The following is a 26,034-nucleotide window of genomic DNA, read 5'->3' as shown; positions in this document are numbered from 1 at the left end:
TAAAAGTCAATTTTTCCTGCCGCTTTCGCCTGTTCTGGCCTATCCCGAAATACCGTACCACCAGGTAGCGATGCCCAGAAACGAAAAAAAGCCGACAATGTCCGTTACCGCCGTCACGAAGACAGCAGAGGAAACGGCGGGGTCTGCCCCGAACCTGTCGAGAACCAGCGGAATGAGAATGCCTGCCAGCGCCGCCGCCAGCATGTTGAGACACATGGCGGCAGCAATGATGCCGCCGATATGGACATCCTGGAACCACACGCCTGCAACGATGCCGATGGCACAGCCGAACAACAACCCGTTCAGGATGCCAACGCCCGCTTCACGCCTGATAATGCGGGCAGCGTTGTGAATATCTAGGCTTTTGGTAGCCAGCGCCCGCACGGACACGGTCATGGTCTGCGATCCGGCATTGCCGCCCATCCCGGCAACCGTCGGCATCAAAATCGCCAGCGCAATGATCTGCTGGATCGTCGCATCGAAAAGGCTGATGACGGAGGCAGACAGAAAGGCGGTAAGGAGGTTGACCGCAAGCCACGGCACACGCGAGCGCGAGGTGCTGGTGATGCTGTCAGACAGTTCTTCGTCACCCACACCGCCAAGCCGCAGCAAATCCTCTTCGGCTTCTTCCTGAATGACGTCGACCACGTCATCGATGGTGAGCACGCCAACCAGACGGCCGTTATTGTCCACCACGGCGGCGGATAGAAGGTCGTATTGTTCGAAAAGTTGCGCCGCTTCTTCCTGGTCCATTTCGGCCGGAATGGAGTGGTTGGTCTCGTGCATGATCGTTTCGATCTTCACCTGACGCTTGGCGCGCAGCACCTTGTCGAGATCGAGAGCGCCGACAAGCTTGAACGTGGGGTCGATGACGAAGATCTGCGTGAAGGAATCCGGTAACTCCTCCTCCTCACGCAGATAATCAATGGTCTGTCCCACGGTCCAGAACGGCGGCACGGCAACGAATTCCGTCTGCATGCGACGGCCGGCAGAGCTTTCCGGATAATCCAGCGCCCGCATCAGCCGCACCCGTTCGGTGAACGGGAGTTGCGAGAGGATGTCCTCGCGGTCCTCGTCGTCGAGATCCTCGAGAATGTAGACGGCGTCGTCCGAATCCAGTTCGCCGATACCGGCAGCGATCTGCTCATTCGACATCTGGTCGACGATATCGAGACGGATGCCTTCATCCACCTCGGTCAGCGCCGTCATGTCAAAATCGGAACCCAGCAACCGCACGAGCGCGTGGCGCTGCTCCGGCATGATCGACTCCAGCACGTCGCCGAGTTCAGACTCATGCAGCCGCGCCACATTCTTGCGCAGGAAAAGCAGATCGCGGTCGGCAATCGCTGCCCCCACCATCGCCAGAAAGTCGGAGCGGACAGAGCCGTCCTCGGCGTAGATATCGGAGGGTGCCTCTGTCGGTTTCGACTCTTCGGGCGCGAGAAGATCGTCGTCACGGTCTGTCATCTGGCGTCCCCTTCTTTAAATGCCGCAGTGCACGAATTTGCAGGCAGAATGGCGTTAAAAAGTATATTGTCAACAACCGGATAGGTGAAAAACAACGGGCTTAGGAACTGCGACGAAAATGGCATGGAGCGCCCTTTCGCAAGACCATGATCGAAGAGCGCAGCACTCCATGATGATGCAGCGGCAGGCAGTGCACCTCAATCCGCCTAACGTCCGGAAAGCCCTTGCCGTTCCGTCGGAACCGGTAAGATAGAGATTGACATATGTCGCCCATAGACGATTCTGAAAGAGCTTTTTTTATATATGATTGGCCGTTGCCAAACGGTAAGTATCCCTGGGCGGCCAGGAAAATTTCAGGAAAATCACGACAATGAGCAAGACAGATTTCATCGGCAAGGCTTCCGCCGCCGCAGGTGGCTGGGGCGCGCTTAAAAGCGTTGGCAAACGGCTGATGGAATCCGGCGCGCCGATTTCCGGCGCACGCACGCTGCTGAAGGCAAACCAGCCGGATGGATTCGATTGCCCGGGCTGTGCATGGGGCGATCCGGAGCATGGCTCTTCCTTCGAATTCTGCGAAAACGGCGTCAAGGCGGTCGCTTGGGAAGCGACGGAAGCCCGGGTGCCGCCGGATTTTTTCGCCACCCGCACCGTCTCCGAACTGCGCGGCTGGTCTGACTACGATCTGGAAAATCAGGGCCGCCTCACCCACCCGATGCGTTACGACCGGGCGAGCGACAAATATCTACCGGTCTCCTGGGACGACGCCTTTGCCGAAATCGGCGGCGTTCTCAACAGCCTCGACAGCCCGGACCGGGCGGAATTCTACACATCCGGCCGCGCCTCCAACGAGGCAGCCTTCATCTATCAATTGATGGTTCGGCTTTACGGCACGAACAATTTTCCCGACTGCTCCAACATGTGCCACGAGGCAAGCGGTGTCGGCCTGAAAGCCTCGATCGGCGTCGGCAAGGGCACGGTGCTCCTGGAAGACTTCGAGCAGGCAGACGCGATCTTCGTAATTGGCCAAAATCCCGGCACGAACCACCCGCGCATGCTGGGCGACCTGCGCCGGGCAGCGCTTCGCGGCGCGAAAATCGTCGTCCTCAATCCAATCAAGGAAAAGGGGCTGGAGCGCTTCGCCGATCCGCAGGACAAGATCGAGATGATCACCGGCGGCAACACCAAGATCGCCACGAATTATTACCAGCCCCGGCAAGGCGGCGACATGGCGGTGGTGCGCGGCATGAGCAAGGCGATCTTTGCAGCCGACGACGCCGCAAGGACTGCCGGAGAATCTGCCATCATCGATTACGACTTCATCGCCGAACATGCGGTCGAGTTCGAGGCTTATCGTGATGCCGTCGAGGCAACCAGCTGGGAAAGCATTCTCGACCAGTCCGGCCTCACCCGCGCAGAAATCGAAGAAGCCGCCTGCATCTACATGAATGCCGGCTCCGTCATCGCCACCTGGGCCATGGGCGTCACCCAGCATCGCCACTCTGTCATCATGGTTCGCGAAATCACCAACTTCATGTTGCTGCGCGGCAATATCGGCCGCCCCGGTGCCGGTCTTTGCCCGGTACGCGGCCATTCCAACGTTCAGGGTGATCGCACGGTCGGTATCGATGAAAAAGCGCCGCCGGCGCTGCTAGACGCACTGGAAAAAGAACTCGGCGTCGCCATGCCGCGCAAACCCGGCCACAACACCGTCGAAGCAGTAGCCGCCATGCTGGCTGGCGAGGCGCAAACCTTCATCGCGCTCGGCGGCAACTTCATGCGGGCAACGCCCGACAGTCCGCTGATCGTCAAGGCTTTTGAAAATCAGAAACTGACGGTCAATATCGCCACCAAGCTCAACCATTCGCATCTGGTGCCGGGCGAAATCTCCTTCGTGCTGCCCTGCCTTGGCCGAACGGAAATCGACCGTAATTCTGCGGGCAAGCCGCAGATCGTCACGGTCGAGGATTCCATGAGCATGGTGCATGGTTCCGGCGGCATCAATCCGCCTGCCTCGGAGGAACTACGCTCCGAAGTCGCCATCGTTGCCGGCATTGCGCAAGCGACCCTTGGCAATGCGCAGGTCGACTGGAAAGCGCTTGCCGAGGATTACGATCTCATCCGAGACATGATCGAGCGGGTCATCCCCGGTTTCGACAATTTCAACGAACGCGTCCGCGTGCCGCGCGGTTTTCGCCTGCGCAACACGGCCTCCGAACGGGAATGGAACACGCCGGCAAAAAAGGCCGTCTTTTATAGCGGCCCGCTTCCCGAACAGACTGAGCATCAGCAGGCGCTCACGGGCGACAATCTTTTCGTGCTGCAGACATTCCGCAGCCACGACCAATACAACACCACGATTTACGGCATGGACGACCGTTATCGCGGCGTTTATGGCGAACGCCAGGTCATCTTCATGAATCCTGCGGATATGGAGGCGCTGGGCGCCCACTCCCGCCAGCGGGTCGATGTCATCGGCGAATATGGCGATGGCGTGGAGCGGATCGCCCAAAATTTCCGGTTGGTCCCCTACAATATTCCGCGCGGCAGTGTCGGCGGATATTATCCCGAACTGAACGTGCTGGTGCCGCTGTCAAGCTATGGCGAAGGCAGCTTCACGCCAACGTCGAAATCGGTACTCGTCTCCTTCCGCCTGCTTGCCGGTTCCGCCTCTTGAACAGGATGGCTTGATGGGTGAGGAACAATCTGCAGCGGCTTTCATGGCAGCGGTGGAGCAGATCGTGCAAGGATCGTCGCAGGCGCTTTCGGCCACGTGCGCGGCGATCCTTCTTGCCATCAATATGGATATCGCCACCGACAGCCGCAGCATCGCCAATCGGCTGGGACTTGCGCATGCCCTCGTCCTGCGCGAAATCTCCGCCCTGTCACCGCGCTTTGTGCGGGTGACGAAACGCGACGCCCGCACCCAGCGCAGTTGGCTGGAGGTCACAGCGGAAGGACAGGCGCTCGCCGTGCTATCCTCTCAAACCTGAAACGAACGGAGCATTCCTTGGCAATCAGGCCGATCCTGTCCTACCCCCATGCCGGCCTTTCCGAGATTTGCGCGCCGGTCACTGTTTTTGACGACCACCTGCAAAATCTGGTCACGGACCTGATCGACACCATGCGCGCCGCCCCCGGCGTCGGCATCACCGCGGCTCACATCGGTGTAAAACAGCGCGTCTTCGTGCTTGAGCTGACGCCGGGAACCGTGTTGACATACATCAATCCCGAAATCGTCAGTCACTCCGCGCAGACCATGCGGCATGTGGAAGGCAGCGTCTCAATGCCGGGCTTCACCGAGGAGGTGGAACGTCCGTCTGAGGTCGAGGTGAGGTTTCAGGACGTAGCGGGCGTGGAACATCGAGAGAGCGCCAAGGGATTTCACGCCATCTGCATCCAGCACGAGATCGACCAGCTGGATGGTGTGTTCTGGCTGAAGCGCCTGTCGAAGCTGAAACGCGACCGGCTTGTGAAGAAATGGGAAAAATCCCGAAAGCCGTGACGATCAGCTAGCGATCGAAAGAGCAAAGTCCGCGTCGCCCTTCAAAGTGTTGCTGACGGTGCAGATATCTTCGGCCGCATGGGCAATTGCGGCGCGCGTCGCCTCATCGAAACTCCCGGCAATCTCCATCCTGATATCGAAACGGATGATGCGATAGGGCTCCTGCGCCGATTTCTCACCGGAAACGTCAACGAGCACGCTCTCGAAGCCGTCCAGTAACCCCATGCGGCTCGCCGCAATCCGGGCGCTGAGCGCCAGGCATGCCGCAAGCGACGAATAAAGGAGGTCGATCGGATTGAAGCCCGGTTCAGAGACACCCGTCACAATTTCCAGGGCGCCGCCGGTCACTGTCGAAATCAGTGGGCGACCAAGCCGCCCGACCTTGGCGGTGGCGCCAACCGGCCTTAACTTCACCTTTCCACCATCTATCATTCTAATATTCCTAATTTAATCGCGTGCAACCAATCGCATGGAACCAAAACCTGTCTGGCGCTTTTTACTCACACAACGGTGAACGACCGTTGAACCTTTATTATACAGGGAGCTGGGACCTATGGTTACATCTACGCTCGTCAGCATTCTGATCACCTTCCTGGTGATCGTGCTCGTCTTGTGGCTCATCGCACGACTGCCCGTCGGCGGCGGCGCGAAACAGATCGCGCAAGTCATCGTCATCATCATCGGCATTATTTCGCTGCTGAAATATCTCGCCGTCTTCTGATATCCCGGTAGCGTGCGAACAGAAAAAGGCGGCGAAAGCCGCCTCTTTTTTGCGCCATTTTTCATGACACTCGATAGCTATTGGCGCGGCTCGAACTGGTAGGTTTTTTTGAGAGTGATATCGCGAACGCTGCCGAGACCAAGAAACGGCGTATTTTCAGCATCGAAAATCGCCCTGCCCTTCGCCACGATCCAGCGGATGGAACCATCTGGCAGATGCACCTTGTAACGCTGGTCGAAAAACACGCCGGTAGTGATGCTTTCGAAAATTGCCCGCGCCACCTGATCGCGCATTTCCACATCTATTCTTTCGAGAATATCCTCAATCGACACACCTCGCGATGCCACCGCTTCGGAAAAGCCATGACACTCCGCGGTGACGGTGTCCATGATCAACCTATTGTCGGAAATGCTCCACATATAATAGCCGAGCGCATTGTCTGAATCCGCCTTGTCCCCCTGCACGAAAACCTCCAGACCTTTTTTTCTGACAAACGCTAACATCAGACCTCTAATATTCCACCCCTTGTTTTGAGGGGGTATTTAACCGGCTACTACAACGTGTATCGATATCCACCGAAATTTAATGGCGCCTGATCCGGATGCCGGTTTCGAAAGCACGATAATTTCCAAAAAAAGCGTCGCAAAGCCAACCGCTTGCACCTACATGACTGCATGATGAAATTTCGAAGGATGCTCATATGCTGCGAACCGCTCTTACTTTTGGGTTGCTGTCGGCAACTGTCTTTCTAGCTGGCTGCCAGACGTGGCAAAGCCCTTATCGCGGAAACGAATGGCGGATGGACCAGGTCATGGATGGCGACCCCTACCGGGTCGGTGACGGCAATCGCGCGGGGAGACGCTAAGCCGCAAACATCTCATCCGAATGGCGGCAAGATCGATAATCTGACGCCCTGAAATTTTACAGCCCGGGCTGCCGAGACGAAACAAGTCGAAGTCGCCCGAGGCGTATCTAATCGACGTAACTGCTTCTTCTTTTTTGGGGAGGAGCAAAGCCAAACAATTGGCAGAAAAAGAAAAAACCCGCCGAAGCGGGTTTCTTTGGTGCGGTCGAGAAGACTCGAACTTCCACGGGTTGCCCCACAGCGACCTCAACGCTGCGCGTCTACCAATTCCGCCACGACCGCATCGTGGTAGGCGTCGACTTGCGCCGACGGGGGTGCATGTAGCAAAAGGATTTTGGGTGCACAAGAGCGTCGTGACAGTTTTTTGAAATTAAAAATCGGCCCGGCCCACCCTATATGCAGGAAGCCCGGAAATGCTGGGGTTGCAGCCTTCTCATCATTTTGCGAGAAGGCTGTGGAAAGGACTTTTTCATGCTCACACGCACGGATATCGAGACAAATATGCTGCCCGTTCCCGGCTCGCCGCCTGTTCGCTGGCGAATCTCGGAAGGTCTCGTGCCTTACGAACTGGCTATAGAAGAGATGGAACGCGAAGTCGCCGCCATAGCCAATGGCGAGGCCGACGAACTCGTGTGGCTTCTGGAGCACCCGCCACTCTACACGGCAGGCACCAGTGCCGATGTTGCCGACCTCATCGAGCCGGAGCGTTTTCCGGTCTTCGCCACCGGTCGCGGTGGCGAATATACCTATCACGGGCCGGGACAGCGCGTCGTTTACGTCATGCTCGACCTGAAACGCCGGCGCCAGGATGTCCGCGCCTATGTTGCCGCGCTGGAGAATGTCATTATCCGCACGCTCGACAAGATGAATGTCCGTGGCGAACGGCGCGAAGACCGGGTTGGTGTCTGGGTCAGGCGTCCGGAAAAACCCCTGCTTCCCGATGGTAGCATGGCCGAGGACAAGATCGCCGCGCTCGGCATCCGGTTGCGCAAATGGGTGAGCTTTCACGGGCTGTCGATCAATGTCGATCCCGACCTCGCGCATTTTTCCGGCATCGTTCCCTGCGGCATCAGCGCCTATGGCGTGACCAGCCTTGTCGATCTTGGATTGCCGGTTATGATCGGCGATGTCGATGTTCTGCTGCGAGAAGCCTTTGAGGAGGTCTTTGGCCCGGCAGTGCCCGAAGCCGGCTCCGGCGGCTGAAACCCGCCGCAACTTTTTTATCGCCTGCCAGTGCATGCAATATCGATCACCAAAAGAGGAGGAACGACCATGTTCACAACGTCAGCCTATGCCTGCGATGACGGTTCTTCGCCGATGAAGCTCGCGACCATCAAGCGTCGCGATCCCGGCCCGCGCGATGTCGAAATCGAAATCGAGTTCTGTGGCGTCTGCCACTCCGATATCCATACGGCCCGCAGCGAATGGCCGGGTTCTCTCTACCCCTGCGTCCCCGGCCACGAAATCATCGGCCGCGTCGGTCGGGTGGGCGCGCAGGTCACGAAATTCAAGGCGGGTGACCGCGTCGGCGTCGGCTGTATCGTCGACAGCTGCCGTGAATGCGCAAGCTGCGCCGAAGGGCTGGAGCAATATTGCGAAAACGGCATGACCGGCACCTATAACTCGCCTGACAAGGCCATGGGCGGCGGCGCACATACGCTTGGTGGTTATTCTGCCCATGTGGTCGTCGATGATCGCTATGTGCTGCGGATCCCCGAAGGGCTCGATCCAGCAGCCGCAGCACCCCTGCTCTGCGCCGGCATAACCACCTATTCGCCGCTGCGGCACTGGAATGCAGGTCCCGGCAAGCGCATCGGCGTCGTCGGTCTCGGTGGCCTCGGCCATATGGCAGTCAAGATCGCCAATGCCATGGGCGCCACGGTCGTGATGATCACCACCTCCCCCGGCAAGGCAGAAGACGCGAAAAAGCTCGGTGCCCATGAGGTGATCGTTTCACGCGATGCCGACCAGATGAAGAAAGCGGCTTCCAGCCTCGATCTTATCATCGACGCGGTTGCCGCCGACCACGACATCAACGCCTATCTTGCGTTGCTGAAGCGGGATGGCGCACTGGTGCAGGTCGGAGCGCCTGAGAAGCCGCTATCGGTGCACGCATTCAGCCTCATCCCCGGCCGCAAGACCTTCGCCGGTTCGATGATTGGCGGCATTCCCGAAACCCAGGAAATGCTGGATTTCTGCGCCGAAAAAGGCATCGCCGCCGAAATCGAGATGATCAATATCGATCAGATCAATGAGGCTTATGAACGCATGATAAAAAGCGATGTGCGTTATCGCTTCGTCATTGATATGAAGAGCCTGCCACGCCAGAAGGCCGCCTGACCTCGTCGAGGGGGGAGCGCCCTCTGGCGCTCCCGTTTCCTCGTCGGACCTTTTGGTTGAAAGCGCAGCCCTACCATGACCAACCAGACCGGTTTGAACGATGTCGCCAAGGGCATGATGATCATGGCGGGCTGCATGTTCGTGCTGCCCGTCATGGATGCCATCGCCAAATACATGGCGGTGAGCGGCGGAATGTCACCGGCGCAGGTCACCTTCTACCGCTTCTTTTTCCAGCTTCTGTGCACCCTGCCCCTGCTGCTGCTGGTCTCACCCAAAGCGCTGTTCAGCGCCAGACGACCGTGGATGAACTGCCTGCGCGGCGTGCTGCATGCGAGTGCCAGCCTGATGTTCTTCGCCGCCGTCAAATACATGCCACTTGCCGATGTCTTTGCCATCTATTTCGTCGAGCCATTCATGCTGACGATGATGTCGGCCCTCTTCCTTGGCGACAGGGTCGGCTGGAAACGCTGGACAGCGATTGCGGTGGGTTTCGGCGGCGCTCTGATCGTCATTCAGCCGAGTTTTGAGATTTTCGGCTGGACATCGCTCCTGCCGGTCGCCTGCGCATTTCTCTACACGCTCTACCTGTTCCTTAACCGCGCTATCGGCGATGCCGACAGTCCGCTTGTCATGCAGACCATGTCCGGCATTGCCGGCACGGTGTTCATGGCGGCAGCCCTTCTGGTCGGCGACGCCTACGGTGACAAGGATTTCGCGATCTCGCTTCCGCAATCCGGCTTCACCCTCACCCTGCTCATCCTGTTAGGGTCGATATCCGGCTATATGCATCTCCTGATCGTCAGAGCCTTCAGGCTGGCGCCGCTGTCGCTTCTGGCACCATTCCAGTATTTCGAAATCATCTCGGCGACGGTTCTCGGTTATGCGCTGTTTTCGGATTTTCCGACGCCATCGAAATGGCTCGGCATCCTCATCATCGTCGCATCCGGCCTTTTCATCATCTGGCGCGAGCGTGTGCAGACGGAAGCGAACCCGCCGCTCGACGGACAATGACGCCCAGAACGCTTTCAGGCGCCCGAGGGCTGCGGTCCTTCGTCGTGATGGTCCTGCGCCTCCACAAGGCTACCGAGCAGCCACAGCGAAACCTCGGCGGCCTCTCCGGCGGATTTGAAGCGGTATGAGCCGCTATATTTCGGCGTATCGAAAAACGTGACGACGAAACCGTCACCGCTTTCCAGACTCTCGACCCTTATCCGCTCGGGATCGATCATCAGGCACACATAATGGGATCCCATATTGCGCATGAAGCCGGCCTTGTTGTCGTGCAGCCGCACGAAGGCTGCGCCGCCATCCACCGTCATATGCAGGCTTCTGATCGCCTCGGTGGGAAACGCGCGGGCAAAATCCATGATCGCCTGCCCCACATCGTGGTTATTGTCCTCATCCGTTGCCCGTGTCATGCGCCAGGCATAAACAGCGAAGACCGCAAGCAGCACGAAAACGATTATCCAGACCGCCATATTCATGCGGGAAGGCTCCCTCAGCACCGAAACATCGCGATTCGCGAATCGAAACGATGCGAACCCGGCTCAAGCTCTTAAACACCGAGGCTTGCGTGAAGTGTGGCTCTCCGGCCTCGACGCGAAAATTGCTCCGATCTGTCTGCGCGATGTGCAGGTCGAGCAATCAGAAACGCTTGAGGAAAGACGCCTTTGCCAGCAGCCATTGCCGGCGAAGCTGCGACAGTTGCACTTCGCCTTCAAACACGCCCGCTCCCGCCTTTCTGGCAGCGGCGATGACCGGGCCGGACAAGGCAACGGGAAGATAGGCCGCAAAGACATTCCGGGACATCTTGGCGCGTCTCGCCTTCTCGATGTGATCAAGCGCGTGCGTTGCAAAAATCTCGATGGCGATGCCGATGCGTTGTTTGTCGTCGCCTTCCAGAAACGTCTCGCGATCAAGCCCAGCAGCCGCGAGCATATCCGCAGGGATATAGACCTGCCCACGACGACGGTGCAGCGGCATCAGCATTAGAATGCCGGCCATGGCCTGCGCAACCCCCGCATGTCCCGCAGCTTCCGCACTTGCTGGAGTGTCTTCCGGCGAAAGCACAAGGCTCGCCAGCTGGATCAGTGCCGAGGCGGTCTCCCCCGCATAGCCTTCGAGCGCGTTACGATCCACGAACAGATCGTCATAAAGATCGAAGATGCGCGCCTCGATCATATTGGCAAGAACCGGTCGCGGCAGGCGATGTTGCTCGATCGCCAACGAAAGAGCGGCAGCAACGGGGTGAGACTGGCTGTCCCCATGCGCATTGCCATCAAGGAGATCGCGCCACCATTGCATACGAACTTCGCCAGGCAGCGCCTCGCGCACGGAATCGCGGATTCGGGCAATTTCGGCATTGAAGGCGTAAAGCGCGGCAAGCGCTGCGCGCTTGTCGGCCGGAGACAGAAGGCACGCGAGATAGCGGTCGCGATCGGTGTCGCGCAGCGTCGCGAGGCAGACGTCTAGATTCTCTGTGGGTGCCATGTTTCCCCGCGCGAAACGTCCTGTCAGCCTTCGACGGCAATCAGCGCCGCAGCCACGGCGCGCGATTCCGAAAGCATGATATTATAGGTGCGAACGGCAGCACCCGTGCTCATCGGATCGACCGAAATGCCCGCTTGCCTGAAGGCTTCGCGCAATTCCTTCGGCAAGACCCGCATGCCATCACCCGTGCCGATCAAAAGCACCTCGATATCCTGCGCATCAGCCAGAACCTTGTCGAAATGCTCAAGCGTCAATTCTTTCACATCAACCGGGCTCCAGCCGTGAATGCCGGAAGGCAACAACAGGAGAGAGCCGCGGTGCGACATGTCGGCGAAACGGAAACCGCCATTGCCATAGGCATCGATGGGCGCCCGGCCGGGAAAATGGGCCGGGCGTATTTCAATCCCGCCGGCCATCAGACGGCAGGCTTGCCGCCGATGGCATTGCCGGACTTCTCATCCTTCTCATCTTCCGCATCCTTGCTGTCGGGACGCAGCTTGAAGGCGATCAGCACCGGAGCCGCGATATAGACCGAGGAGAACACGCCGATACCGACGCCGAACAACATGGCGAAGGTGAAGGAACGAATGACCTCGCCACCGAACAGATACAGTGCCAGCAGTGCCAGAAGCACGGTCAGACCAGTAAGGATCGTGCGCGAAAGGGTCTGGTTCAGCGAGACGTCGATGATCATCGAAAGTGGCATCTTCTTGTATCGCCGGAGGTTTTCACGGACACGGTCGTAGATGACCACCGTATCGTTCAGCGAATAACCGATGATCGTCAGGATCGCCGCGATACTGGTCAGGTTGAACTCTATACCCAGGAAGACGAACAGGCCGATGGTGAAGACCACGTCGTGCACCATCGAGATGACCGCACCCAGCGCAAACTGCCACTCGAAGCGAACCCAGATGTAGATCATGATCGCCGCCATGGCGAGCACAACGCCGATCGTGGAGGTCACGGTCAGGTCACCGGACACGGCCGGACCAACGACTTCCACGCGACGGAAATCATACTTGTCCTGCAACTCGCCGCGCACCAGGGTGATTGCCGACTGCTCGGCATTTTCGCCGCCGTCCTGCGCCTGAATGCGGATGAGAACGTCCTGCGGCGTGCCGAAATTCTGTGCCTGGATTTCACCGAGGTTCAGCTGGTTCAGACGCTCGCGAATATCTGCGAGATCGGCCTCACCCTGCTTGGCGCGCACTTCGATAACCGAGCCGCCCTGGAAATCGATGCCGAGGTTCAGGCCCTTGGCGACGAAGCCGCCGACGCAGGCGAGCATGATCACACCGGTGATCATGAAAACCACACGGCGATAACGCATGAACGGAATGTCGCGACCGTCGAACATGGCGGTGCGTACACCCTTCGGCAGATGTTTCGGACGGCTGCGGCGAACCCAGTAGCCAAACATCCAGGCCGTCAGCGTATAGGCCGTGAAGACGGTGGTGATGATACCGACCGCAAGCGTCACGGCAAAGCCCTTGACCGGACCCGTGCCCATGTAGAACAGCACGCTTGCAACGATCAGCGTCGTCAGGTTGGCGTCGATAATGGTCGCAAAGGCGCGTGTGAAACCATTATCCAGTGACTGGATCAGCGGTTTTCCGCTCTTCACCTCTTCGCGTATTCGCTCGTAGATCAGAACGTTGGAATCCACCGCCATACCGATCGTCAAGACGATACCGGCAATACCGGGCAAGGTGAGCGTAGATCCGATCACACTGAGAACGGCGATCAGCATGACCACGTTGACGATGAGGGCGATGTTCGCAAGCAGGCCGAAGAAGCCATAAAAGACGAACATGAAGATGAGGACGCCGACGGCGCCGATGGCGCTTGCCGTGAGGCCGGCGGTAATGGAGTCGTTACCAAGGCTCGGACCGACGGTGCGTTCCTCAACCACGGTCAGCGTGGCCGGAAGTGCGCCCGCACGCAACAGGACTGCAAGGTCGTTGGCGCCCTGAACCGAGAAACTGCCGGAAATCTGTCCCGAACCGCCGATGATCGGCTCACGGATGACAGGTGCGGAAATGACCTGATTGTCGAGCACGATGGCGAAAGGCTTGCCGACATTCTGCTGCGTCGCCTGCGCAAAGCGCTGCGCACCGCGGCTGTCGAAACGGAAGGTGACGACGGGTTCGTTGGTCTGCTGGTTGAAGCTTGCCTGCGCATCGACGAGGTTGTCGCCGGAAACGAGCGCGCGGCGTTCCACCAGATAGGGAACCGGCGGATCGTCCTGCGAATAAAGAACCTCTGAGGTCGCGGGCGGACGGCCATTCATCGCTTCCTGCACCGGCATGGTGGTATCGACCATGCGGAAGGACAGCTTTGCCGTCTGGTTGAGAAGCGATTTCAGGCGCTGCGGATCCTGGAGGCCCGGCACCTGTACGATGATGCGGTCGGAACCTTGACGCTGGATGAGAGGTTCGGTGGTGCCGACTTCGTCAACGCGGCGGCGCACGACTTCGATGGACTGCGATACGGCCGAGGACAGGCGATAATCCACACCTTCATCGGTCAGGTTGAGCCGCAGCAGATTGTCGCCGCCGTCGTTCATCGTCACTTCTGTGATGGAACCGCCGACCAGCGTTCCGGCGGACACCGGCTGCGTCAGGTCGCGAAGCGCGGTTTTCGCCGCTTCATATTGAGCGGGATCGCTGATGCGAACCTGGATCTGCTGGCCGTTGCCGGTAAGCCCCGAATAGCGGATGTTGGCGTCGCGAAGCTGCGTGCGCACGTCACCCACGATCGTTTCAAGCCGTTCCTTGACGATGTCGGAACGCTCGATCTTGAGCATGATGTGCGAGCCGCCCTGAAGGTCGAGACCGAGCGTTACCTTGTTGTCCTTGTACCAGGCAGGCATGCCCTCCAGCTGCTTGTCCGAAAACAGGTTGGGAGATGCGATGAAGACGCTTGCCAGCACAAGCAACCAGATAAAGACTGTTTTCCAACGGGAAAAATGAAGCATTTCGATCTCGGTCAGGGTTGGGGTTGCGCGATGCGCAACCCGTCAAATTCGGAAGCGGACGTTCGATTATCCGGCAGGATCAGGAAGCGGCTTCCGTCTTGACCACTTCGCCCTTCACGCGCACTTCGGCAATGTAAGCACGAGCGGCACGGATTTTCACGCCTTCGGCGATTTCGACTTCGAGTTCATTGTCGTCGATGACCTTGGTCACCTTGCCAACGATGCCGCCACCAAGAACGACCTGATCGCCACGGCGAATATTGGTCAACGTTTCCTGACGCTTCTTCATCTGCGCGCGCTGCGGGCGAATGAGGAAAAAGTACCAGACCACCATAAGCGGTGCAAACAGGAAAAGCATCTCAAGGCCGGAACCGAATGCAGACGCGCCGCCCGCCGTGTCCTGGGCAAAAGCTTGACTAATGAACATATAAAACTCCTCAACGATTACAGCACGACCTCGTATGCCGCCCCAGCTTTCAAGCCGCCGGAATATAGTGGGGAACGCCGGGAATGCAACAGATGCAGAAGCCACGCCGTACCGATTCCGGACCTCTTAACCTTTATGGGCCTGAAACGCCATGCTAGGCCGGGTTGAAAACATCGTTATGAACATCGGATAAGCGGAAGAAACACCATGATTCGAGAAGAGACGGCCACCCTGCTTCTTGCCGAACTGCGCCGGCTTAACGTCGCCATGGAACGGTTGGCAGGCCCGGCACCTGCTGTGAACGACTGGAATGCGGCGGATTGCTTTGTCTGGACGCCGGTCAATTCCTTTCTGCAGCCGGTCTCACGTCCGAACCGCATTGCGCTGAAACTCATTCGCGGCGTCGATCATGTGCGCGATATCCTGCACGAGAACACGCTGCGTTTTGCCGATGGTTTTCCCGCCAACAACGTGCTGCTCTGGGGCGCACGCGGCATGGGCAAATCCTCGCTGGTCAAGGCCGTTCACGAAGATGTGCGCGCCGCAAGCGGCGTTCCCTTGAAGCTGGTCGAGGTGCATCGCGAAGATATCCACACCCTGCCCGCCTTGCTGGATATATTGAAAGCTTCCGGCGAACGCGTCATCGTCTTCTGCGACGACCTCTCTTTCGATCACGACGACACGGCCTACAAATCGCTGAAGGCGGCACTCGATGGCGGCATAGAGGGGCGTCCGGACAATGTGCTGTTCTATGCCACGTCCAACCGCCGTCATCTTCTGCCGCGCCACATGATGGAGAACGAGCAATCGACCGCCATCAACCCTTCGGAAGCTGTTGAGGAAAAGGTCTCGTTGTCGGACCGCTTCGGCCTGTGGCTCGGCTTCCACAAATGCGGCCAGGAAGACTATCTGACGATGATTGACAGCTATGCCGAACATTTCGATCTCGGCCTTGATCGCGAAACCCTGCATCACGAGGCGCTGGAATGGGCGACCACGCGCGGCGGCCGCTCCGGTCGCGTCGCCTGGCAATATATTCAGGATGCCGCCGGGCGCCTGAGAAAATCGATCGACAGATAACGCCACCGTGACATCTGGCGAGAGCCGGTGTCGTTGCGGCTATAGGCGTTGTCGTATTCCCGACCGCCACATCGCCCGCCAAATGGTTTGCTGCACATATTCGGCGTAATGCCGGGTATCTGCGGCGGGCGGTGATCAAGAGGCAGGCGACGTTTGTCCAGACGCGCCGATTGTTCTTCTTTCCATCCCTTCGCCGATTGAGATTCCACGCGAGCCGCATACGGGTCCGCGCATGAGTTTTGACGATATCCTGTCCGCGGAGGAGCGGGCCGGTATTGGTGTTCAACCCAAGGAGGAGATGGATATGAGCAAAAACAGAGGCGTCGTCTATTTGCGCCCCGGCCAGGTCGAGGTCCGCGACATCGATGATCCGAAGCTGGAGGCGCCGGATGGCCGCCGTATCGAGCACGGTGTCATTCTCAAGGTTATTTCCACGAATATCTGCGGTTCGGACCAGCATATGGTGCGCGGCCGCACCTCGGCGATGCCCGGCCTCGTCCTTGGCCATGAGATCACCGGCGAAGTCATTGAAAAAGGCGTCGACGTCGAGATGCTTGATATCGGCGATATTGTCTCGGTGCCGTTCAACGTCGCCTGCGGTCGCTGCCGCTGCTGCAAGTCGCAGGATACCGGCGTGTGCCTGACGGTGAACCCCGCCCGTGCCGGCGGCGCCTACGGTTATGTTGATATGGGCGGCTGGATCGGCGGACAGGCCAGATACGTCACCATTCCCTATGCCGACTTCAACCTTCTGAAATTTCCCGACCGCGACAGGGCAATGTCCAAGATCCGCGACCTCACTATGCTCTCGGACATCCTGCCGACCGGCTTTCATGGCGCGGTGAAGGCCGGCGTCGGTGTCGGCTCCACGGTCTATGTCGCGGGCGCCGGTCCGGTCGGTCTGGCGGCTGCCGCGTCTGCCCGTATTCTCGGTGCCGCCGTCGTCATGATCGGTGATTTCAACAAGGATCGCCTTGCGCACGCCGCAAAGGTCGGCTTCGAGCCCGTCGATCTTTCCAAGGGCGACCGGCTGGGCGACATGATTGCCGAGATCGTCGGCACCAACGAGGTCGACAGCGCCATCGATGCCGTCGGTTTCGAAGCGCGTGGCCATTCGGGTGGCGAACAGCCGGCCATCGTTCTCAACCAGATGATGGAAATCACCCGTGCCGCCGGCTCGATCGGCATTCCCGGTCTTTACGTCACCGAAGATCCAGGTGCGGTCGATGCCGCAGCAAAACAGGGCAGCCTGTCTCTCCGCTTCGGCCTCGGTTGGGCTAAGGCACAATCTTTCCATACCGGCCAGACGCCGGTGCTGAAATACAATCGCCAGCTCATGCAGTCGATCCTGCACGACCGCCTGCCCATTGCCGACATCGTCAACGCCAAGATCATCGCACTCGACGACGCCGTACAGGGATATGAAAGCTTCGACCAGGGTGCCGCAACCAAGTTCGTGCTCGATCCGCACGGCGATCTGCTGAAGTCGGCCTGATACCGGCGGCTTAAGACCCGCGAGATGGGAAACGCCCGCGATAGATATTGTCGCGGGCGTTTTTGCCTGCATTCACATTGTCACCATCAGGTGAAATCATGGATCAACTTCAAGCATCGCCTCCAGCTCGGAGGTGGCCAATGGTGAGAGATAGGGTCGAAACAGGCTGGACACCTGCCGAAGTCCCCAGTCCAGTTGCTGCGGCCCGAATTCGGTGACGCCTTCCTGAAGGTTGAGATACGCCGCCCAATAGGTCGAGACGATCCAGAGATTGGTAAGAAGGGTCGCCCGCTCGGTTTCTGGAATCTCTGCAAGCCCTGCCCTCTCCATCCGGCTGACGATATCATCAACGGCAAATCGCATTGCCGCGCTTATGCCGCGAACCGGCTCCACCAGCGCAGGCGCGGAGGAAAGAAGGCCGACAAAATCACGAAACAGAAAGCGGTAGTTCCACACCAGCGAAAACCAGAGGCGCAAAAAGCCAGCATATGTCGATGCGGCTACTTCGTCTTCTTCGTCAATCTTTGCGACAACCGCCAGCGCGTCGGTCTCGAACAGGGCAAACAGCGCCAGCACCAATGCCTCCTTGGTGCGGAAATGATAATAAAGATTACCCTCGTTGATATTCACTGCCCTTGCGATCTCGGCTGTGGTTACGTGATCAGGCCCCCTCTCGTTAAATAGTTGGAGTGCGGCAGCGATTATTCTCTGTCGTGTGGGGGAAGGACGCCCCGTCGATCGTCCGGCCTCGCTTTTCTTCATTGATATCGGACCCCGCTATTGAAATCTAAGGTGCACACCTTAAATGAATAAAATAAGGTAAACACCTTAACAAATAAATTTGAGTGTTCAACGCGAATAAAGGACCTGTCCATGCCCGGAACCGACCTTCGCACCCCGCTCCCGGATACATCCGCTGCGGCACCCGTATCGAAATTCGCCACAGCACGTTTGGCCCTCTCACTCATCCGCAATCCGCTGAACGCATTGCCATCGGAGATTTTCAACGAACCGGCGGTGTTTATCCGTGTCGGCGGTACGATGCGCGTCCATCTTGCCGATCCTGCACTTATTCATGAGGCCCTCGTCAAGAACGCCCATCTGCTCGGCAAGGGTGAGGACGTGCGCCGCGCGCTTGGCCCCGCTCTCGGACAGGGCCTTCTGACCGCCGATGGCGATCACTGGAAATGGCAACGGCAATCGGTTGCCGCCGCCTTCCGGCACGAAAAGCTGCTGGAACTGCTGCCTGTCATGATCGAGGCGGCGGAGCGAACCGGCAGGCGCTGGCGCGCATCTCCTTTCGGTGACATCGATATCGGCCATGAAATGATGCGGACCACCTTCGACATCATCGTTGAGACCATGATGTCCGGCGGCCACGGGATCGATATCGGGCGCGTGGAGCAAAGCATCACCGACTATCTGAAACCGACAGGCTGGACCTTCGCGCTCGCCATGCTGGGCGCACCGGAATGGCTCCCTCACCCCGGTCGGCGCAAGGCCCGGGCCGCTGTCGGTTATCTGCGCTCCAGCCTGTCGACGGTGATTGCGGACCGGCGGCAGAACCCCGTCGAGAGAAACGATCTGGTGTCCATGCTACTTCAGGCGAAGGACCCCGAGACGGGACGCATGATGAGCGACAAGGAAATCATCGACAATCTGCTCACCTTCATCACCGCCGGTCACGAAACGACCGCGCTCGGTCTGGCATGGACGTTCAATCTGCTGTCGCAACACAGCGACGTGGAGCGGAAAGTCGTCGAGGAAATCGCAGCCGTCACGGGTGGAAATCCCGTCGCCGCAGAGCACATCGCCCAACTGACCTATACCAGACAGGTATTTTCCGAGGCGATGCGGCTTTACCCACCTGCCCCGGTGGTCACCCGCACGGCGTTGCAGGATTTCAAGCTCGGCGACCATGATATTCCTGCCGGAACCGTTCTTTATGTGCCGATCTACGCTGTCCACCGGCACACGGCGCTGTGGGACGAACCGGAACGTTTCGACCCTTCCCGCTTCGAGCCGGAAAAGACCAAGGCGCGTCACCGTTACGCCTACATGCCCTTCGGTGCAGGTCCGCGTGTCTGCATCGGCAACGCATTTGCGATGATGGAGGCCGTGTCGATCCTGGCGGTGCTGTTGCAGAACGTCCATCTCGAAAACAGATCGGCAAGTCCGGCGGAGCCACTGATGAGGGTGACGTTGCGGCCGCAAAGCCGCTTGATGATGCGTATCACCGACCGCAAAAACAAATCGCCCGCGGCGTGAACCACCGCGGGCGACTATTAATCCGGGAAAACACCCGTCACCGGGCAGTGACGATCAAAGATCGACGTCGAGGATTGCCATGGAGAAGTTGTACGAGCGGTCGCCGTCCTCGTCATCGATGTAGACAACGCCAAGGAACTCTTCGCCAAGATACACTTCGGCGGAATCGTCCTTACGGGGACGCGCCTTCACAACCATCTTTTCATTGAAGGTGCGCTTGAAATAGGCGTCGAGTTTTTTGATTTCGTCGGCTTTCACCACTATTCTCCTGTGCGGTTCGGGTTGCGCCGCTTTTGGCATGGGACAAAGGCGAAAGTAAAGTGAAAGCGGCACATCGCCAATGTCTTTCACAGGCCATGTCTTTCACGCGGAGCCTTCCACACGGACAATTGAGAAAATATCGGACCCGTCAGATATCGGCTCCGATGACCTGATCCATCAGGCGCGAGGGTTCGGAACACCCTGCCTCTCCCACCACCCGCGCCGGCACACCGGCAACGGTGGTCTTCGGCGGGACCGGCTTCAGCACCACAGAACCGGCGGCGATGCGCGAGCAGCTGCCGATCTCGATATTACCGAGGATTTTCGCGCCCGCTCCGATCATCACGCCATTGGCGATCTTCGGATGACGGTCCGCCCCCTCCTTGCCGGTGCCGCCAAGCGTCACGCCATGCAGGATGGAAACGTTGTCGCCGATAACGGCCGTCTCGCCGACCACAAGCCCGGTGGCATGATCGAGGAAGATACCCTTGCCGATGCGTGCTGCCGGATTGATATCCGTCTGGAAAATGCTGGACGAGCGGCTTTGCAGATAAAGCGCCAGATCCCTGCGGCCCTTTTGCAGCAGCCAATGGGCAAGGCGATGCGTCTGGATGGCCTGAAACCCCTTGAAATAAAGGAGCGGCTCCATGAAGCGCGTGCAGGCCGGATCGCGATCGTAAACTGCCTGGATATCGACGCGCAGCACGCTGCCCCATTCGGGCCAGTCATCCAGCATGTCCTGAAAGGTCTGGCGCAGAAGAACGGCCTGCATATCGGGATGATCGAGGAGTTCACAGATGCGATAAATCACGCATTCTTCCAGAGACCGGTGATTGAGGATTGTCGAATAAAGGAAAGCCGAAAGCAGCGGGTCCTGCGCCACGGCGCTTCGTGCCTCATGCAGCAGGCTGCCCCAGATCGGATCGACGATCGCCAGCTGTTCCGGCTGACGGGCCTCGGTACGTGCGACCATGAATGGTCTCCTCGTTTGCAGTAGTCGTTCTTTATACAGAAAAAGACGTGCATAAGAAATGGGATTCGAATGACGACTTTAAAGGCGGCAAGGCTTCAGTTTTTCTTCATGCAGCATGAAAAACCGTTTCTTGCCGCCACCAATCAAAGGCTGCGGTAAAATTCCAGAACCGCCGCCTTGAACACCCGGTCGCCAACGGCCAGCATGTGGTCACGGCCGGGAATGTCGATAGCGCGCGCATGCGGCATGATCGCCGCAAGTTCGGCACCCGATCCGGCGATATCGTCATTGGTTCCGACCGCGATCAGCGTCGGTGCATCGATCTTTGCGGCCTGTTCCCGACTGACGAGGACACGCGACGTCTCGATACAGGCTGCAAGCGCCAGCCGGTCGCTTTTCGTCTGGTCGGCAAAGGCGCGGAACATGCGGCCGCGCTCATGCGTGACGACATCGAGCGAGGGGGCCAGCAGCGCTTCGGCGATCGGATCCCAGTCGCCCACACCTTCCACCATGCCGATGCCAAGTCCGCCGAAAACCAGTGAGCGGACACGCTCCGGATGTGCCATCGCCAGAAAGGCCGAAATGCGTGCGCCCATGGAATAGCCCATCACATGAGCCTCCGCGATGCCGAGATGATTAAGCAGCGCCACCGCATCGCCGGCCATGACGGGCGGATAATAGGCTTGCGGATCATGCGGCTTGTCGCTTGCGCCATGGCCGCGATTGTCGATGGCAATCACCCGGTAACCGGCGTCACCAAGCGTTTTCAGCCAGCCTGGATGCACCCAGTTGACGTTGGCGCTGGAGGCAAAGCCGTGAATCAACAGAACCGGATCGCCCGCCGGATCACCTTCATCGAAATAGGCAAGGCGAAGGCCGTCATGGGAAAAATCGGAAAATTGCGGCATGTTGAGATTCATCAAGGACATCCTTTTTGCCGGACCATATGGCAGGAAATCGAAATTTTGAACATGTTTTCCTGACGATTTTTATGGAGATGCAATGCGTTTGAGGCTACATATCCGCAGCAATAAGCCCATGCTCGATGACGACCTGCGGCTTAACCACGATATTGCATTTGGAGACGAACATGGCCGGGCATTCCATTCCCCACTTCCAGAACGATGGCGGACACAGCGTGATCGAGATCGGCGTCAAGGAATTCATGTGCACCGGCGCTTCGGTGCCTTTCGATCATCCCCACATCTTCATCGACATGGGCGACGACAACGAGAAGGTCTGTTCCTATTGCTCCACCCTTTACCGCTACAATCCGTCGCTGAAGGCCGAGCAGACCAATCCTCCAGGCTGCGTCTTCCATGTGAAGGCCGCCTGACCTTCCACCTTTCCTGATCGGGGCGCGACATGCCCATCAAATCCGTAGCCATCGTCGGTGCCGGCATCGCCGGTCTCACCGCAGCGCTTTCTTTTGCCCGCCAGGGCATCAGCTCTGACATCGTTGAACAGGCCGGCGAACTGACGGAAGTCGGTGCGGGCCTGCAAGTATCGCCCAATGCCGCCCGCATCCTTGCCGAACTCGGCGTGATGGCTGAGATAGAGGCGCGTTGGACCGAGCCGGTCAGTGTCGATCTGGCCCATGGCAAATCGCTTGCCACGTTGCTGTCTTTGCCCGTGGGTGCGACGGCCCGCACACGCTGGGGCGCACCTTATGGCGTGCTGCATCGCTCGACGTTGCAAAACGCGCTTCTCAATGCGGTAACACGCAATCCGCTCTGCCGCCTGCATCTTGGCAAACGTATCGAAAACGCGACGACAGACGTCATCGCTGCAACCACGTTCCGCGATCACGACCTGATCGTCGGCGCAGACGGTGTCTGGTCCGCGGCCCGTTTCGCTGTCCCCTCCGCCCCCACTGCCACTTTCTCCGGCAATATTGCCTGGCGCTTCACGGTCGCGGCAAAAGATGTGCCGTCAGCCATCAACAAAAGCGCCGTCACCGCCTATCTCGGTTCGGGTGGCCATATCGTCGCCTACCCGCTGAAGGAAGTCGGCGGCTTCAACATTGTGGCCATCGCACTCGGCGCCGATCCCGGCGCAACATGGCGGGCGGAATCGAGCGGCCAACAGAAAGCCATGCTGCTCGCGCAGTTTCGCGGCTGGAGCCCGGATATCGTTCGGCTGCTGGCATCGTCGGAAAATCCGACCTTCTGGCCACTTTATCAGGCCGGTCCCGGACGCTGGCACAATGGTCGCGATACGGTGCTGATCGGCGACGCTGCCCACGCGATGATGCCCTTTGCGGCACAGGGGGCGGCGATGGCCATCGAGGATGCTTTTGAACTGGCGGGCACATTGACCGGAGCATCCCTGCCCGTACCACAGGCCCTTGCCGCCTTCGAAGCCCTGCGTCTGCCGCGCATAGAAAAGGCCCGCAAGCGGGCCTCTCTCAATCGTTTCGCCTATCACGCCACAGGCCCGGTTCGGCTTGCCCGGGACTTCGTCTTTTCGACACGTCCGAGGGAAGCCTTCCTGAAGGACTTCGACTGGCTATACGGCTACCGCGCCAAAGGCTGAGGTCAAACCCCGGCTGCCGCCGCAAACCCGGCCTCGAGATCCTTCTTGAGGTCGGCGATATCTTCAAGCCCTATCTGCAGACGGATGACCGGACCTTCCGACGGGCCTTTGGCAATCGTCCTGTCGACAAGCGACACCGACACGGCAAGCGATTCGTATCCACCCCAGGAATAGCCGAGCCCGAAGAAGGTCAGCGCATTCAGGAATGCCGCCGCAGTCTGCTTGTATTTGCCCTCTTCGGCCTTCAGCACGAAGGAAAATACGCCGCTCGCGCCCTTGAAATCGCGCTTCCAGAGTTCATGCCCGGCAAAGCTCGGCAGGGCCGGATGCAGAACGCTCACGACGTCGTCGCGGCTTTCCAGCCAGGTGGCGATGTCGAGGGCGCTTTTCTGGTGGTGCGCAAGTCGAATGCCCATGGAGCGCATGCCGCGCAGTATCTGATAGGCGTCATCAGGCGTCACGCAGATGCCAAGATTGGTGTTCGCCTGATAAAGCGTCTTCCAGTGCTTTTCATTGGCGGAAACAAAGCCCATCAGGACATCGGAATGACCTGACGGATATTTGGTGGCGGCATGGATGGAAACATCGACACCGAAATCGAGCGGCTTGAAATAAAGCGGTGTCGCCCAGGTATTGTCCATCGTCACGACGCAATCGTGCCTATGGGCAATCTCGGTGATCAGCCGAACGTCCTGAATCTCGAAGGTATTGGAACCCGGCGCTTCAAGATGCACCAGCTTGGTATTCGGGCGGATCAGCGCTTCGATACCCGTCCCGATCGCCGGGTCGTAATACTCCACCTCCACACCAAGCTTCTTCAGCATCGTGTTGCAAAAGCGGCGTGTGGGAAAATAAACCGAATCGACGATCAGCGCATGATCGCCGGCGCCAAGATAGGCGAGGAACGGCACGGTGATCGCCGCAAGGCCCGATGGCACGAGAATGGTTCCGAAAGAACCCTCCAGCTCATTGACGAGATTGCATAGCGCATCGGTCGTCGGCGTGCCGTGGGTGCCATAGGTGTATTTCTGGTTTTCGGTCGAAAGCGTCTCGGCATCGGGGAAAAGCACGGTAGAACCGCGCACGATGGGCGGATTGACGAAACCGAAACAGTCGGCGGGATCGTTGCCGCCATGGGTCAGGCGCGTATTCATACCTGCGGTGGAAAGCAGGTCATTGGTCTTGGTCATTTCAGATCAGCTTTCGAAGGGATATTGACGCGAGCGACAATGCGGAGAGCCGGAGGCAAGGTCAAGTCCCGCAGAACATTCGTAGATGGGAGGATTGATCCACCCGGCAACAGCATACAAGAAGTATACAAAAATCGTGCAAGTGTATTTTTCCGCAAAAATATGCTTATATTTTCACCCTTTGCACACTTCCCGACCAAAATTTGGAAAATTCCGTTTTATAGGCACAATTATTGTCAGCATGTCTTGACCCCGCTGCCAATTACGATTGTGATAGAAAAAGCGGATCGAAAAGATCTGCTGAAGGGGGGAGCTGGGGCAAAAACAATATGCCGGTCCTCTTCCGATTGACGATAACAAACAAAGGTTGGGAAAAATGAAAAAGGCAATTCTGTCGGCCGTTATCGGCGCAGCAGTTTTGGGAGGAGCCTCGGTCGCTTCGGCTGCGACGCTTCAGGACGTGAAGTCGAAAGGTTTCGTCACCTGCGGCGTGAGCGCTGGCATTCCGGGATTTTCCAATCCCGATGACAAGGGCGAATGGTCCGGCATCGACGTGGACTATTGCCGCGGTATTGCCACTGCGGTTTTCGGCGATCCTACAAAGGCTAAATTTGTCGCTCTTTCGAGCAAGGACCGTTTTCCGGCTCTCCAGTCTGGCGAGGTCGACGTTCTGACCCGTAACACCACCTGGACGATCAGCCGCGACACATCGCTCGGCTTCAACTTCCGTACCGTCAACTATTATGACGGCCAGGGCTTCATCGCCAAGAAGGGCCTCAACGTGAAGTCCGCGCTTGAGCTTTCCGGCGCCGCCGTCTGCGTTCAGACCGGCACGACCACCGAGCTCAACCTTGCCGACTACTTCAAGACCAACAACCTGCAGTACAACCCGGTTGTTTTCGAAAAGGAATCCGATGCGACTTCGGCTTATGATTCCGGCCGTTGCGACGTTTACACCACCGACCAGTCCGGTCTGTACGCTATCCGTCTCAAGCTGAAGAACCCCGATGACAACATCGTTCTGCCTGAAGTCATCTCCAAGGAGCCGCTTGGACCGGCCGTTCGCCAGGGCGACGACCAGTGGTTCGACATCGTGACGTGGGTTCACTACGCGATGGTCAACGCCGAAGAGCTGGGCATCACGTCGAAAAACGTCGACGAGCAGAAGAACAGCGCCAACCCTGATATCAAGCGTCTGCTTGGCACTGAAGAAGGCACCAAGATCGGTACCGATCTCGGCGTGACGAACGACTGGGCCTACAACATCGTCAAGAAGGTCGGCAACTACGGCGAAGTCTTCGACCGTAACGTTGGCGCCGGCTCGCCGCTGAAGATCGAGCGTGGCCAGAACGCGCTTTGGACCAAGGGCGGCCTGCAATACGCACCGCCGGTTCGTTGATCGGCACTATCGTTGGCTAAGGACTGAAGGGAGGCTGGGCA

The 26,034-nt window shown here is 58.5% G+C and carries 26 protein-coding genes and 1 tRNA gene; 13 read left to right on the top strand and 14 right to left on the bottom strand.

What is annotated here, in order from left to right; genetic code table 11:
• Positions 1 to 39: 39 nt before the first annotated feature.
• Complete coding sequence (gene mgtE / locus ACQZ63_RS19060) at positions 40 to 1,467, bottom strand: magnesium transporter (RefSeq protein ID WP_111783046.1); 1,428 nt, start codon at positions 1,465 to 1,467, stop codon at positions 40 to 42.
• A 370-nt stretch (positions 1,468 to 1,837) separates the two neighbouring features.
• Here mgtE and ACQZ63_RS19055 point away from each other — a divergent pair, with 370 nt between their 5' ends.
• From ACQZ63_RS19055 to ACQZ63_RS19045, 3 genes are read left to right on the top strand one after another with little or no spacing between them, the layout of a single operon-like run.
• On the top strand, positions 1,838 to 4,141 hold the full coding sequence (locus tag ACQZ63_RS19055; RefSeq protein ID WP_113555794.1) for an FdhF/YdeP family oxidoreductase: 2,304 nt from the start codon (positions 1,838 to 1,840) through the stop codon (positions 4,139 to 4,141).
• Between the two features lie 13 nt (positions 4,142 to 4,154).
• On the top strand, positions 4,155 to 4,457 hold the full coding sequence (locus tag ACQZ63_RS19050; protein ID WP_113555793.1) for a hypothetical protein: 303 nt from the start codon (positions 4,155 to 4,157) through the stop codon (positions 4,455 to 4,457).
• 17 nt (positions 4,458 to 4,474) lie between these two features.
• A complete protein-coding gene (locus ACQZ63_RS19045; protein ID WP_065702495.1) occupies positions 4,475 to 4,969 on the top strand; it encodes a peptide deformylase in 495 nt (164 codons plus the stop codon).
• A gap of 3 nt (positions 4,970 to 4,972) precedes the next feature.
• Here the strand turns inward: ACQZ63_RS19045 and ACQZ63_RS19040 are convergent, their stop codons facing one another.
• Positions 4,973 to 5,401, bottom strand: coding sequence for an OsmC family protein (locus ACQZ63_RS19040; RefSeq protein ID WP_003515329.1), 429 nt, complete (start codon positions 5,399 to 5,401; stop codon positions 4,973 to 4,975).
• 121 nt (positions 5,402 to 5,522) lie between these two features.
• On the opposite strand from ACQZ63_RS19040, the gene ACQZ63_RS19035 reads away from it, so the two are divergent.
• A complete protein-coding gene (locus ACQZ63_RS19035) occupies positions 5,523 to 5,690 on the top strand; it encodes a Thivi_2564 family membrane protein (RefSeq protein ID WP_003502827.1) in 168 nt (55 codons plus the stop codon).
• 77 nt (positions 5,691 to 5,767) lie between these two features.
• Here ACQZ63_RS19035 and ACQZ63_RS19030 read toward each other — a convergent pair whose 3' ends face one another.
• Together ACQZ63_RS19030 and ACQZ63_RS19025 are read right to left on the bottom strand one after the other, a co-directional pair.
• Positions 5,768 to 6,193, bottom strand: a complete 426-nt coding sequence (locus ACQZ63_RS19030; protein ID WP_003515332.1) for a PAS domain-containing protein — start codon at positions 6,191 to 6,193, stop codon at positions 5,768 to 5,770.
• Between the two features lie 559 nt (positions 6,194 to 6,752).
• Positions 6,753 to 6,837, bottom strand: a tRNA-Leu gene (locus tag ACQZ63_RS19025).
• 189 nt (positions 6,838 to 7,026) lie between these two features.
• On the opposite strand from ACQZ63_RS19025, the gene lipB reads away from it, so the two are divergent.
• The 3 genes from lipB to ACQZ63_RS19010 all read left to right on the top strand — a co-directional run bounded on the left by lipB (position 7,027) and on the right by ACQZ63_RS19010 (position 9,906).
• Entirely contained in the window at positions 7,027 to 7,758 is a 732-nt protein-coding gene (lipB, locus tag ACQZ63_RS19020) for a lipoyl(octanoyl) transferase LipB (protein WP_003515336.1), read from the top strand.
• Positions 7,759 to 7,827: 69 nt separating this feature from the next.
• On the top strand, positions 7,828 to 8,895 hold the full coding sequence (locus ACQZ63_RS19015; RefSeq protein WP_003515339.1) for an NAD(P)-dependent alcohol dehydrogenase: 1,068 nt from the start codon (positions 7,828 to 7,830) through the stop codon (positions 8,893 to 8,895).
• A gap of 75 nt (positions 8,896 to 8,970) precedes the next feature.
• A complete protein-coding gene (locus ACQZ63_RS19010; RefSeq protein ID WP_065687348.1) occupies positions 8,971 to 9,906 on the top strand; it encodes a DMT family transporter in 936 nt (311 codons plus the stop codon).
• A 14-nt stretch (positions 9,907 to 9,920) separates the two neighbouring features.
• On the opposite strand, the gene ACQZ63_RS19005 is transcribed toward ACQZ63_RS19010, so the two are convergent.
• From ACQZ63_RS19005 to yajC, 5 genes are all read right to left on the bottom strand, one after another.
• Positions 9,921 to 10,379: a hypothetical protein gene (locus ACQZ63_RS19005; RefSeq protein ID WP_003515343.1), complete on the bottom strand. Its 459-nt coding sequence runs from the start codon at positions 10,377 to 10,379 to the stop codon at positions 9,921 to 9,923.
• A 160-nt stretch (positions 10,380 to 10,539) separates the two neighbouring features.
• On the bottom strand, positions 10,540 to 11,385 hold the full coding sequence (locus tag ACQZ63_RS19000) for a phytoene/squalene synthase family protein (protein ID WP_019566236.1): 846 nt from the start codon (positions 11,383 to 11,385) through the stop codon (positions 10,540 to 10,542).
• Between the two features lie 23 nt (positions 11,386 to 11,408).
• Positions 11,409 to 11,801 carry an Mth938-like domain-containing protein gene (locus ACQZ63_RS18995; protein ID WP_003515346.1) on the bottom strand — a complete coding sequence of 131 codons (393 nt, stop codon included), beginning with the start codon at positions 11,799 to 11,801 and terminating at the stop codon, positions 11,409 to 11,411.
• Positions 11,801 to 14,365 carry a protein translocase subunit SecDF gene (secDF, locus tag ACQZ63_RS18990; RefSeq protein ID WP_003515348.1) on the bottom strand — a complete coding sequence of 855 codons (2,565 nt, stop codon included), beginning with the start codon at positions 14,363 to 14,365 and terminating at the stop codon, positions 11,801 to 11,803. The genes ACQZ63_RS18995 and secDF overlap by 1 nt, the downstream gene beginning before the upstream one ends.
• 79 nt (positions 14,366 to 14,444) lie before the next feature.
• On the bottom strand, positions 14,445 to 14,792 hold the full coding sequence (gene yajC, locus ACQZ63_RS18985) for a preprotein translocase subunit YajC (RefSeq protein WP_003515350.1): 348 nt from the start codon (positions 14,790 to 14,792) through the stop codon (positions 14,445 to 14,447).
• A 207-nt stretch (positions 14,793 to 14,999) separates the two neighbouring features.
• On the opposite strand from yajC, the gene ACQZ63_RS18980 reads away from it, so the two are divergent.
• Together ACQZ63_RS18980 and fdhA are read left to right on the top strand one after the other, a co-directional pair.
• Entirely contained in the window at positions 15,000 to 15,872 is an 873-nt protein-coding gene (locus tag ACQZ63_RS18980) for an ATP-binding protein (protein ID WP_013636188.1), read from the top strand.
• Positions 15,873 to 16,176: 304 nt separating this feature from the next.
• A complete protein-coding gene (fdhA, locus tag ACQZ63_RS18975) occupies positions 16,177 to 17,367 on the top strand; it encodes a formaldehyde dehydrogenase, glutathione-independent (RefSeq protein WP_025593503.1) in 1,191 nt (396 codons plus the stop codon).
• Between the two features lie 96 nt (positions 17,368 to 17,463).
• Here fdhA and ACQZ63_RS18970 read toward each other — a convergent pair whose 3' ends face one another.
• On the bottom strand, positions 17,464 to 18,129 hold the full coding sequence (locus tag ACQZ63_RS18970) for a TetR/AcrR family transcriptional regulator (protein ID WP_112497488.1): 666 nt from the start codon (positions 18,127 to 18,129) through the stop codon (positions 17,464 to 17,466).
• 111 nt (positions 18,130 to 18,240) lie between these two features.
• Between ACQZ63_RS18970 and ACQZ63_RS18965 the strand changes: the two genes are divergently transcribed.
• Positions 18,241 to 19,635, top strand: coding sequence for a cytochrome P450 (locus tag ACQZ63_RS18965; protein WP_113555792.1), 1,395 nt, complete (start codon positions 18,241 to 18,243; stop codon positions 19,633 to 19,635).
• A 54-nt stretch (positions 19,636 to 19,689) separates the two neighbouring features.
• Here ACQZ63_RS18965 and ACQZ63_RS18960 read toward each other — a convergent pair whose 3' ends face one another.
• From ACQZ63_RS18960 to ACQZ63_RS18950, 3 genes are all read right to left on the bottom strand, one after another.
• Positions 19,690 to 19,893: a DUF3126 family protein gene (locus ACQZ63_RS18960; RefSeq protein ID WP_003515356.1), complete on the bottom strand. Its 204-nt coding sequence runs from the start codon at positions 19,891 to 19,893 to the stop codon at positions 19,690 to 19,692.
• A gap of 151 nt (positions 19,894 to 20,044) precedes the next feature.
• A complete protein-coding gene (gene cysE / locus ACQZ63_RS18955) occupies positions 20,045 to 20,869 on the bottom strand; it encodes a serine O-acetyltransferase (RefSeq protein WP_003515358.1) in 825 nt (274 codons plus the stop codon).
• 143 nt (positions 20,870 to 21,012) lie between these two features.
• Positions 21,013 to 21,789, bottom strand: coding sequence for an alpha/beta fold hydrolase (locus ACQZ63_RS18950; RefSeq protein ID WP_025593509.1), 777 nt, complete (start codon positions 21,787 to 21,789; stop codon positions 21,013 to 21,015).
• Between the two features lie 170 nt (positions 21,790 to 21,959).
• Between ACQZ63_RS18950 and ACQZ63_RS18945 the strand changes: the two genes are divergently transcribed.
• Entirely contained in the window at positions 21,960 to 22,205 is a 246-nt protein-coding gene (locus tag ACQZ63_RS18945; protein ID WP_003495891.1) for a zinc-finger domain-containing protein, read from the top strand.
• Between the two features lie 29 nt (positions 22,206 to 22,234).
• The gene (locus ACQZ63_RS18940; RefSeq protein ID WP_113555791.1) at positions 22,235 to 23,404 is read left to right on the top strand and encodes an FAD-dependent monooxygenase; all 1,170 of its coding nucleotides are present in this window, start codon (positions 22,235 to 22,237) and stop codon (positions 23,402 to 23,404) included.
• Positions 23,405 to 23,406: 2 nt separating this feature from the next.
• On the opposite strand, the gene ACQZ63_RS18935 is transcribed toward ACQZ63_RS18940, so the two are convergent.
• Positions 23,407 to 24,594 carry a cystathionine beta-lyase gene (locus ACQZ63_RS18935; RefSeq protein WP_111783033.1) on the bottom strand — a complete coding sequence of 396 codons (1,188 nt, stop codon included), beginning with the start codon at positions 24,592 to 24,594 and terminating at the stop codon, positions 23,407 to 23,409.
• A 376-nt stretch (positions 24,595 to 24,970) separates the two neighbouring features.
• Here ACQZ63_RS18935 and ACQZ63_RS18930 point away from each other — a divergent pair, with 376 nt between their 5' ends.
• Positions 24,971 to 25,993 (top strand): amino acid ABC transporter substrate-binding protein, encoded by a 1,023-nt coding sequence (locus ACQZ63_RS18930; protein WP_003515366.1) that lies wholly within the window; start codon positions 24,971 to 24,973, stop codon positions 25,991 to 25,993.
• Positions 25,994 to 26,034 lie beyond the last annotated feature (41 nt).

This window comes from Agrobacterium sp. CG160-95 (genome assembly GCF_053521725.1).
This window is presented reverse-complemented; position numbering and strand designations above follow the sequence as displayed.